This window comes from Xanthomonas sp. SHU 166, from assembly GCF_000364685.1.
GTDB classification, from domain to species: Bacteria; Pseudomonadota; Gammaproteobacteria; order Xanthomonadales; family Xanthomonadaceae; genus Xanthomonas_A; species Xanthomonas_A sontii.
The window spans coordinates 1-6,790 of record NZ_AQOJ01000008.1; the positions used below are offsets into that span (position 1 = coordinate 1).

Here is a 6,790-nt window from a genome sequence, read left to right on the forward strand (position 1 = left end):
ACGTCGGCGGCGGCCTGGGCATCGGCATCCCCACGACGCAGAAGCGCGCCGCGGGCATGGCGATCTGGGTACCGCCGGGGGCGCAGGCGCCAGCGGCAGCTGGACCGCAACCTGCGCCGCCCCCCGCTCGCTGAATCGAGTCAGGCCGGTCGGCAACCGCTGACCTGCCCTGTCGATGCGCCGGCTCTGGCACATGCACCGCTCCCCCGAAACGAATCGTCCGGGTCCCCCGGGCCAGCGGATTGGCCCGACAGCGAGCACCCTCCGCCGCTGAAACCCTTGCTAAGCTATTTGCAGGCAGAATCGACCGGACCCCTTCAAGGGTGCGGGTTCGGGATGCCGCTCGCCACGCAGTGACACGTTTGGTCCGAACGTCTGGGATGGACCGCTTTCGACAGAGGGAAGTGCGATGAAGAAGTTGATCTGGATTCTGGTTGCGTTCCTTGGGCTGCAGGGCGTCGCTGGTGCGGAGGAAGCCTATGAAAACCTGTCTTGCCGTTCCAACGACCCGTTCGTGTTCTGTACGCAAGGTTGCAAACCACCCGACCGACATTGGAGACCCGTAGGTACCGGCAGCGGATGGGCGCCGATTGCCCCCTACTGTCCCTACCCCACGGTCGTCGGCACCAAATACTGCAAAGGGTGGTCCGTCATTGCGTACAACGCATGGTGGGAACGCCAGCGCATCTGCCACGTCGGCGGCGGCAAGGCCAGCGACTGGACGGGACGGCAGCGGCCAGAAACCGTTCCAGGAAATCACTGAGAGCGGCGTCCAACCATCAAGGGTTCAGCCCGACAACGCCTCACTTGCGCTGCGACGGCACGAACTCCTCGTCCACCGCCGCGGCCAGTTGGTCCGGGGGCAACAGCCCCTGGTCCAGCAGGAAGTTGTTGAACTTCAGCCGGTCGAACCTGGCGCCCAGCGCCAGTTCGGTGCGCATGCGCAGTTCCAGGATGCGGCTGTAGCCGTAGAAGTAGCTGCCGGCCTGGCCGGGCGCGCGAACCATGTAGCGGTCCAGTTCCTGCCGGGCCATCGCCGGCGACAGGCCGACGTCGTTCTCCAGCACCAGGCGCGCACGCTCGCGGTCGATCAGGCCGAGATTGAGCATCGGGTCGAGCATGGCACGCGCTGCGCGCAGCAGGCGGAACTGCAAGGCGATCAACTGTCCGTCCAGCGGCTCGTACGGCACCATCTCAGCCTCGGCGTACAGCGCCCAGCCTTCGACGTTGACCGAGTTGAACGCGAACAGGCTGCGCGCCAGCGACACGCCGCGCTCGACCATGGCAGTGAACTGCAGTTCGTGGCCGGGTCGGCCCTCGTGCGCGCTCAGCGTCCATGCCGCCGCACCGAAATTGAAATCGTCGTAGTGCTCGCCCTTGCCGGCGCTGTCCGGATTGCCCAGCGGCAGCACGAAGGTGCCCTGCTCGCCGGTGTTGCCGACCAGCGGCGCCGGGCGGAAATGCGGCGCCGGTTGCGCGGCGCTTTCCGCCGGCGAGCCCAGACGCATCTGCATCGGCCGCTGCGGCACGTCGACGATGCGCTGCTGGCGGATGATCGGATCGATGCGGTCGATGACGCTGCGGTAGTGGGCTTCGAGCTTGTCGTCGGGGATGGTGTCGCGCTTGAGCGCGCGCAGCACCGTGCGGTAGTCGCGGGCATCGTCGCCGCGCAGGCCCTTGGCCGCGGCCACCTGCGGCGCCAGCTGCTGCATCGCCGCGCGGGTTTCCATGAATTCCAGCTGCGCGCGCTGCATCAGCACCTGCGGTGCGATGTCGATGCCGACCTGCTTGAGCTGGAACGCATACAGCTCGGGCGGCAGGCGCGCATCCTCGCGCGCCTGCGGCAGCACCACCGTGCGCGTCCACGTGGCGTAGTCCTGAAACTGCTTGTCCAGCGCCGCCAGCGCCGCCTCCGCGCCGGTGATCTTGTACTCGGCGAACAGCGCGCGAATGCCCTTGGCGTAGGTATCGACGTTGCTCAAGGCCTGCTCGACCTCGCGCCTGGTCGGCTGCAGGAGGTTGCCGTCGGCGCGCTTTTCTTCGTAGCGTTGCCGCGCCAGCAGCAGGATCGAGGTGCTGCCCGGCGCCAGGCCGACGTAGCGCTGCAGCCGCAGCAGCGCCTTGGCGCGGCGCGCCGCCGGCACCTGCTCGGACAACAGGTTGTTGATGCCGCCGAACACGTGCTGCGGCGCGTCGGTCCATGGCAGCAAGAAACGCTCGTTGAGCGTGCTGCCCTCGATGGACTGGTCGGCGGCATGGATCAGGATCGCCAGATCCTGGCGCACGTTCGGATCGCGCTCCACCTGCAGTTTTTCCTGCAGCGTGCGGCGCGCGGCAGCGGTCGCCTCGCGGAAACGCCGCGCGTTGTCGGGACCGAAATCGGAGACCTGGTCGTCGAATCCCGGCACGCCGAAGAAGCTCACTTCCTCGGCCTGGAACGGCGCCTGCGCCTGCAGCAGGATCTGCGCGAACGCATTGCTGCGCTCCACCCAGGCCGGCGCGCGCGTGGCGGATGCGGCCGCCGGTGCGGCCGCCGCGTCCATCGCCGAAAACGGCAAAGGCGCCGCCAGTGCCAGGGTCAGGGCGATGGCGAGGACACGTGGCTTCATGGCACAGCTCCGACAGAATGATGTCAGGACCGTACGCGGCGCGTGCCAACTCGGCCATCTGCCGGAGGTCATGGCCGCCGCCACGCCGCGGTGCAGCATACGGGTGAAGACTACGCCGCCGCGGTCGCGCACATGCTGTGCCGGCAGCAGAGGCGCGCGATTGCAGGACATGGCGGTGCGATCGCGCATCCCATGGCGCCACCCACGCACCACGCGGTGCGGTGGGCGGCAGATCGTTCGCCGCTGCTTACTTCGTCGCGTCGACCTCTGCCGGCGTGGCACTGTCGTCGACATCTGTGGCAGGCACCGGCGGCGCCTCGACCGACATCCCGTCCGCCTCTTCGTCCTCGTCCTCGGCGTCCTGCCCGAGCGCATCGAGCAGCGGGATCGCTTCACCCGCATCCGGCAACACCTGCAAGGTGGTGTAGTGCCACTCGCCCGCGTGGCGCTCGGCTTCGATGTACAGGGTGCCGTTGGCGCGGCTGCCATGCAGCGACACGCTCAGCTCGGCATTGCCACTGCCGCCGCCGCTGCTGTTGAAGCTGCCGCTGGGCATGATGCCGTCCTTGATCGGCGCGCCCAGCGCAGCCGCCACGCGCGGGTCGTGTTGCGCGGCCATCACACCGACCCGGTACGGCTCGGACGACTTGGTGACGCGCGCGATGCCGAGCACGAACACCGCGATCGACGCCAGCAGCAGGGCGCCGAGCACCAGCACGATCAGCGGCACCGCCCACTTCCAGTGCCGTGCCCACCAGCCGCGCTTGGCCGGTGGCAGCGCCGTGGTGGAGGTGGGACCGGGCGTGCCGGGCAGCGGTGGCGGACTCGACATGACGTCACTCCTTGTCGTGCGGAAGCGGGAAGGTGGAAGCGGAACGGCGCACTCAGGGCTTGAGGCAGCGCGCCAGGAAGGCTTCGGTGGTGCGATAGCGGTGCAGCGCGTTGCTGCCGGACAGGCCGTGCTTGGCGCCCGGATAGGTCATCAGCTCGAACAGCTTGCCGCGCTTCTGCAGTTCGCTCATCAGCGAGGTGGAATTGGTGAACAGCACGTTGTCGTCGGCCATGCCGTGCAGCAGCAGCAGTTGCGAGGTCAGCCCGTCCAGGTGCGCGGCCACGCGGCTGTCGCGGTAGCCATCGGGATTGGCCTTGGGCAGGTTCATGTAGCGCTCGGTGTAGTGGCTGTCGTACAGGCCCCAGTCGGTCACCGGCGCGCCGGCGGCGCCGCAGGCATAGGCCTCACTGTGCTTGGCCAGCAGCATCAGGGTCATGTAGCCGCCGTTGGACCAGCCGTACACGCCGATGCGCGCCGCATCCACCCACGGCTGCGCCTTCAGCCAGGCCACGCCGCGCAACTGGTCGTCCACTTCCACGGTGCCCTGGTGCTGGTACAGCGCACCACCGAAATCGCGGCCGCGGCGCGGCGTGCCGCGGTTGTCCAGCGAGAACACCACATAGCCGTGCTGCGCCAGGTACTGGTCGAACAGTGCATCGCCGCGGCCGGGCCAGCCGTCGACCACGGTCTGCGCGGCCGGACCGCCGTACACATAGACCACCACCGGGTAGCGCTTGCCCGGGTCGAACCCGTCCGGCTTCATCAGCCGGTAGTGCAGCTGGGTCTTGCCGTCGGCGGCGGTCAGGGTGCCGAACTCGACCGGACGCTGCGCCTCGCGGTAGGCCGCATACGGGTGTTGCGGATCGGCCAGGTCGTTGACCAGCAGGGTGGCGATCTTTTCGCCAGTGGCGCGGAACAGCTCGATCTGCGGCGGCGTGGTGGTGTTGGACCAACTGTCGACATACACGCTGGCGTTCTTGGCGAAGCTGGCGACATGCGTGCCATTGGGCTTGGACAGCTGCGCGATGGCACCGCCGGCCAGCGGCACCGCGTAAATCTGCGTCTGCGTCGGCGACGCCTTGGTCGCGGAGAAATAGACCTTGCCGGCCGCCTCGTCCACCGCGAGCAGTTCGTCCACCACCCACTCGCCCTGGGTCAGCGGGCGCAGCGTGCGGCCGTCTTCCGAAGCCAGGTACAGGTGTTCGTAGCCGCTGCGCTCCGAGCCCCAGACGAAACGTCCGTCCTTGAGGAAGTGCAGGTCGTAGGTGAGCGGCACCCAGGTCGGGCTGGTCTCGGTGATCAGCACACGCTGCTTGCCGGTGGCCAGGGTCGCCTCGATCAGCTCCAGGCGCTTCTGGTCGCGCGACTGGCGCTGGAAGGTCAGCCGTTGCGGATCGCGCCAGTCCACCCGCGCCAGGTAGATGTCCGGGTTCTTGCCCAGGTCGATCCACTGCGGCTGCGCGCCGGCACGCGGCGCGATCGTGCCGAGCTGGATCTTGACGTTGGGCTGGCCGGCCTGCGGATAGCGCTGCTCCACCACCTCGGTGTGGTCGGCGTAGACCTCCGGGCGCTTCTGCACCGGCACCTCGGTTTCGTCGATGCGCGCGAAGGCGATCGCCGAATCGTCCGGCGCCCACCAGTAGCCGGTGTGGCGGTCCATTTCCTCGTCGGCGACGAACTCGGCCACACCGTTGCCGATGGTCTCGCTGCCGTCGCGGGTGAGCTGGTGCTGCTGGCCGCTGGCCAGGTCGATCACCCACAGGTTGCGCCCGCGCACGAAGCTGACGTAGCCGCCCTTGGGCGAGATCTTGGGATCGGTGACGAAGCCTTCGCCGTGGGTGAGCTTGCGCACCGCGGCGCTGCCGCTCTTGCGCAGGTCGTACAGGTACAGCTCGCCGCCGAGCGGGAACAGCAGCGCATGCGCGTCCGGCGCCCACTGGTACTCGACGATGCCGGTGTAGGCGGCGATGCGCTGGCGCTCGCGGCGCGCCTTCTCCTCGTCGCTCAGGGTCTCGGTGCCGGGCAGCACCAGCTTGGAATCCACCAGCATGCGGGTCTGCCCGCTGGCGATGTCGTACTCCCACAGGTCCAGCTGGTTGCGGTCGCTGTCCTTGCCGCGCAGGAAGGTCACCCGCGAGCCGTCCGGCGCCACCTTGGGCTTCATCAGGGTCGGCCCGGACAGCGGCTTGCTGCCGGTGATGGCCTCCAGGGTCAGTTTCTCGGCGTGGGCGGGAACGATGGGGGTGGCGAGCATGAGGGCGAGAGCGGCGAACAGAGAGCGCATGAAGGTTCCTGATGGAGCACCGAGCGCACGGATGATGCGCGTGCGCCCGGGATTTGAGAAGCGCGCCGGCTCAGCGCTGCCCGAACAGGTGCTTGCGCTCGGCGTCGCTGAGCGGCTTGCCCGCGTTCGGGTTCACCTGCTCCTTCAAGGCGTAGGCGCGCTGGGTGGCCGGGCGCGCGGCGATGGCCTCGTGCCAGCGCTTGAGGTGCGGGAAGGCGGCGTAGTCGGGGGTCAGGCCGTTGTACACCTCGATCCACGGGTAGCTGGCCATGTCGGCGATGCCGTAGTCGTCGCCGGCCAGGTAGGCGCTGTGCGCCAGACGCTTGTCCAGCACCCCGTGCAGGCGCCGCACCTCGTTGCCGTAGCGTTCGATCGCATAGCCGATCTTCTCCGGCGCGTAGACGTTGAAGTGGCCCATCTGCCCGGTCATCGGGCCGAGCCCGGCCATCTGCCAGAACAGCCATTCCAGCGCGAGCACGCGCCCGCGCGGATCGGCCGGGAGGAAGCGGCCGGTCTTCTCGGCCAGATACAGCAGGATCGCGCCGGATTCGAACACGCTCTGCGGCGCGCCGCCGTCGGCCGGGGCATGGTCGACGATGGCCGGCATCTTGTTGTTCGGCGAGATCGCCAGGAAGTCGGGCGCGAACTGCTCGCCGGCGCCGATGTTGACCGGCTTGAGCGTGTAGTCCAGCCCGGCTTCCTCGAGGAACAGGGTGACCTTGTGCCCATTGGGGGTGGGCCAGTAGTACAGATCGATCATGACGGCGCTCCTGGAAGGGTAGCCCGAGTGTAGCGGCGGCGCCCGGCTTGGCAGCGTCATCGCCGGCCGGGTACCCTGGCCGCTCCCGCAACGCAGCATTCCAGACCACGCCATGACTCCAGAGCGGCCCCGCCTGCATCCCCTGTCCAACCTGATCTTCGCCTCGCGCTGGCTGCAGTTGCCGCTGTACCTGGGACTGATCGTGGCCCAGGGCGTCTACGTGTTCCTGTTCGGCAAGGAGCTGTGGCACCTGATCCACGAGGCGCCGAGCCTGGGCGAGCAGCAGATCATGCTGATCGTGCTCG

6 protein-coding genes are annotated in these 6,790 nt (G+C 68.4%); 2 read left to right on the forward strand and 4 right to left on the reverse strand.

What is annotated here, in order from left to right:
- Nucleotides 1-409: 409 nt before the first annotated feature.
- Nucleotides 410-763, forward strand: coding sequence for a hypothetical protein (locus D180_RS23635; protein ID WP_152236822.1), 354 nt, complete (start codon nucleotides 410-412; stop codon nucleotides 761-763).
- Nucleotides 764-803: 40 nt separating this feature from the next.
- Here the strand turns inward: D180_RS23635 and D180_RS00575 are convergent, their stop codons facing one another.
- From D180_RS00575 to D180_RS00590, 4 genes are all read right to left on the reverse strand, one after another.
- Nucleotides 804-2,609 (reverse strand): DUF885 domain-containing protein, encoded by a 1,806-nt coding sequence (locus D180_RS00575; RefSeq protein ID WP_017911255.1) that lies wholly within the window; start codon nucleotides 2,607-2,609, stop codon nucleotides 804-806.
- 247 nt (nucleotides 2,610-2,856) lie between these two features.
- A complete protein-coding gene (locus D180_RS00580) occupies nucleotides 2,857-3,441 on the reverse strand; it encodes a cytochrome c oxidase assembly factor Coa1 family protein (RefSeq protein WP_017908504.1) in 585 nt (194 codons plus the stop codon).
- A 52-nt stretch (nucleotides 3,442-3,493) separates the two neighbouring features.
- Nucleotides 3,494-5,725 (reverse strand): S9 family peptidase, encoded by a 2,232-nt coding sequence (locus D180_RS00585; RefSeq protein ID WP_043090240.1) that lies wholly within the window; start codon nucleotides 5,723-5,725, stop codon nucleotides 3,494-3,496.
- 70 nt (nucleotides 5,726-5,795) lie between these two features.
- Complete coding sequence (locus D180_RS00590; protein WP_017908502.1) at nucleotides 5,796-6,485, reverse strand: glutathione binding-like protein; 690 nt, start codon at nucleotides 6,483-6,485, stop codon at nucleotides 5,796-5,798.
- 112 nt (nucleotides 6,486-6,597) lie between these two features.
- On the opposite strand from D180_RS00590, the gene D180_RS00595 reads away from it, so the two are divergent.
- On the forward strand, nucleotides 6,598-6,790 hold a 193-nt coding region (locus tag D180_RS00595), incomplete at its 3' end, for a YqhA family protein (protein WP_017911257.1).